A 2698-nucleotide genomic window follows, 5' to 3' on the forward strand; every position below is an offset into this window, starting at 1 on the left:
CTATTGAACGAAACCGGAACCCTTTACCTGCACCTTGATTATCGTGAGGCGCACTACGCCAAGGTTTTACTTGATGCACTGTTTGGTCGCGATTGTTTCTTGAACGAAATCATTTGGGCTTACGACTACGGCGGCAAGAGCAAGAACAAGTGGCCCTCAAAACACGACACCATCTTGGTTTACGTGAAGAATCCGGCAAAGTATTTCTTCAACTCAACTGAGGTTGATCGCGAGCCTTATATGGCACCAGGCTTGGTGACTCCAGAAAAAGTGGAGAAGGGCAAGCTGCCTACCGATGTCTGGTGGCACACAATTGTTTCGCCAACCGGAAAAGAGAAAACCGGTTACCCAACTCAGAAGCCAAAAGGTATTTTGCGCAGAGTGATTCAGGCATCATCGCAACAAGGCGATCTAGTTTTGGATTTCTTTGCAGGTTCTGGCACCACGGGTGCGGTTGCCGCGGAGCTTGGTCGTAAATTTATTTTGATTGACCAGAATCCTGAATCTATCGATGTGATTTCAAAGCGCCTAAACGACGACGGCGTGGAATTCGCGCTGAAGCGCTAAACACCAAAACAAAAGTTAGCAGTATCAAAATTGCTGACACGGCCATGGCCATTCCGTAATTAGTTGAACCTGGTCTAGAGATCAACGCGAAGAGCACTGTTGGCAAAGTTGCTTGATCGCCAAAGGCCAGCAAAGACGCCGCACCAAACTCTCCGATGCCCGCAATCACCGCGAACCCAATGGCGGTAAGAATCACGTTGCGAATAATTCCTGATTCAATGTGCCACCAGGTTTGTCTTGAGCTTGCACCGGCCAGCGAAGCGGCTTCGCGGTGGTCTGCGCCAATTGAAATTAGTGCCGGGTAGATGAGCCTAATAACAAGTGGCAGTGCCATGAGTGCTTGCACTAGAGGAACAACCAACCAACTTGCGCGAATTGGCAGTGGGCCTTCGCCAAAGGTAATCAGGTAGCCAAAGCCAAGCACAACCGATGAGATTCCAATTGGAATCAGAAACAGCACATCGATGGTGCGATTTGAAAAAAGTGCGCGACGGGTGCGGTGAGTGCGTGATAGCAGGTAAGACACCAGTGAACCAAGACCCACGGCAATGCTTGCCGAGATGGCAACGTTGCGAAGAGTGTTGAGCGTTGCCTGCCAAACAGAGATGTTCAATAACTCGCGATCCCCGCGACCGGTTAGGTTCAAGAAGTTCTGCAGGCTCAGGGCGCCATCAAAGGTGAAGGCCTTGGCCAGCACAACCAGCATTGGTATTGCAATCATGGCGACAACCGCAAGGGCAGTAACCGCAACGGCTGGCCAGTCGCGCGCGTCAATTCTGGGCTTTCGGGTGCTTTCATCTACCTGTTCAATGCCAATGGGGTGCTTGGCGATTGCCTCAGAGATGCTGAAGGCCACCACGGTGATTAAGGTTTGCAGCAGGGCTAGGGCGGCGGCCTTATTTAGATCAAGAAACTGAAGTGCCGCGGTGGCTATCTGGGTTTCAACCGATTGCACCTGGCCACCACCCAGAATCAGGATGATGCCGTAGCTACTGGAACAGAACAAGAAGGTAAGCGCTGAGGCTGAGACAATCGCGGGCTTCAGCTGAGGCAAGGTGATTTGCAGGGTTGTGCGCAGGCGTCCGGCGCCGGCAAGTGCGGCGGCTTCCTCGGTTTCGTTGTCCAGGGTGGCCCAGACGCCGCCGAGGGTGCGTACCACGAGCGAGTAGTTCACAAATACGTGGGCCGCTATGATCCAGTAGATGGAGTTCTCAAAAAAGAAGCTCAGCCCTAGGTCTTGGTAAATCTGGTGTTCGGCCCTGAATGATGAGAACACAATCGCCACGACGATGGTCGGCAGCACCAATGGCACGGTAATTAGCGCGCGAATAAAACGCTGACCAAAGAATTGCTTGCGATACAAAACGTAGGCACCCGGAATACCAATGACCAACGCAATCAGAGTAGAAACGGCAGCTTGCCAAATTGTGAACCAAATTGCCTTCAGTGTTGCCGGTTCAAAGTAAATCTCAAACCAATTGGCTGATAACCCAACACCGATAATCTTCAGCAGTGGCCAGTAGAACAACACCCCAACAAAAAGTAGCGGTGCTGCCCAAAGCCAAACCTTCTTGGACATTAACGGCAACTAATTAATTGACTGCAAAAATTTCAGACCACTTGCTTAGCCAAACCTTGCGGTTCTTGCTGATATCAAGTGCGCCGCCAAATGTGTTCTTTGCCGGTGGTGCGAAATCTGCCCATGCCTTTGGTAATTCAACGGTTGCAAGAATTGGGTAAACATACATGTTGTCGGCCAGTGTTTTCTGAAAGCCTTCAGTCAATAAAAATTCTGCGAACTTCTTCGCGGCAGTTGGATTCTTTGCATTCTTCAAAACTCCAACATATTCGGTTTGACGGAAACAACCATCATCAATAGTTGCAGTTTGTGATTCGCCAGCGAAGTCACCAGATTCGCGAATCTCAAAAGCAGGTGAGCTTGAGTAGCTCAACGCGATTGGGTAATTACCTTTGCCAGATGAACCGCTGAATTCGGTGAAGTAGGCATCCTCCCAGCCGGCAGATACTTTAACTTCATTTGCTTTGAGTGCGGTCCAGTATTGTTCCCAACCGTTCTCACCGAACATGTCTACTGTGGCAGCAAGGAATGCAAGACCAGGTGAAGAAGTTG

At 50.4% G+C, this 2698-nt stretch carries 3 protein-coding genes; 1 reads left to right on the plus strand and 2 read right to left on the minus strand.

Annotation, left to right across the window (positions count from 1 at the left end):
• Positions 1–567 (plus strand): site-specific DNA-methyltransferase (locus tag Q0L26_RS05540; RefSeq protein ID WP_296648501.1); only part of this gene is annotated, 567 nt, incomplete at its 5' end.
• On the opposite strand, the gene Q0L26_RS05545 is transcribed toward Q0L26_RS05540, so the two are convergent.
• Complete coding sequence (locus tag Q0L26_RS05545) at positions 506–2146, minus strand: ABC transporter permease subunit (RefSeq protein WP_296648505.1); 1641 nt, start codon at positions 2144–2146, stop codon at positions 506–508. The two genes, Q0L26_RS05540 and Q0L26_RS05545, sit on opposite strands and share 62 nt — an antisense overlap.
• 13 nt (positions 2147–2159) lie before the next feature.
• A partial coding sequence (locus tag Q0L26_RS05550; RefSeq protein WP_296648508.1) for a thiamine ABC transporter substrate-binding protein occupies positions 2160–2698 on the minus strand: 539 nt, incomplete at its 5' end.

Origin of the sequence: Rhodoluna sp. (assembly GCF_024641065.1) — a bacterium.
Taxonomy (GTDB): Bacteria; Actinomycetota; Actinomycetes; order Actinomycetales; family Microbacteriaceae; genus Rhodoluna.

What these genes read in the sequence shown, in the direction of transcription:
- Q0L26_RS05545 (WP_296648505.1), bottom strand. Translation starts at nt 2,146, where the DNA reads ATGTCCAAGAAGGTTTGGCTTTGGGCAGCACCGCTACTTTTTGTTGGG.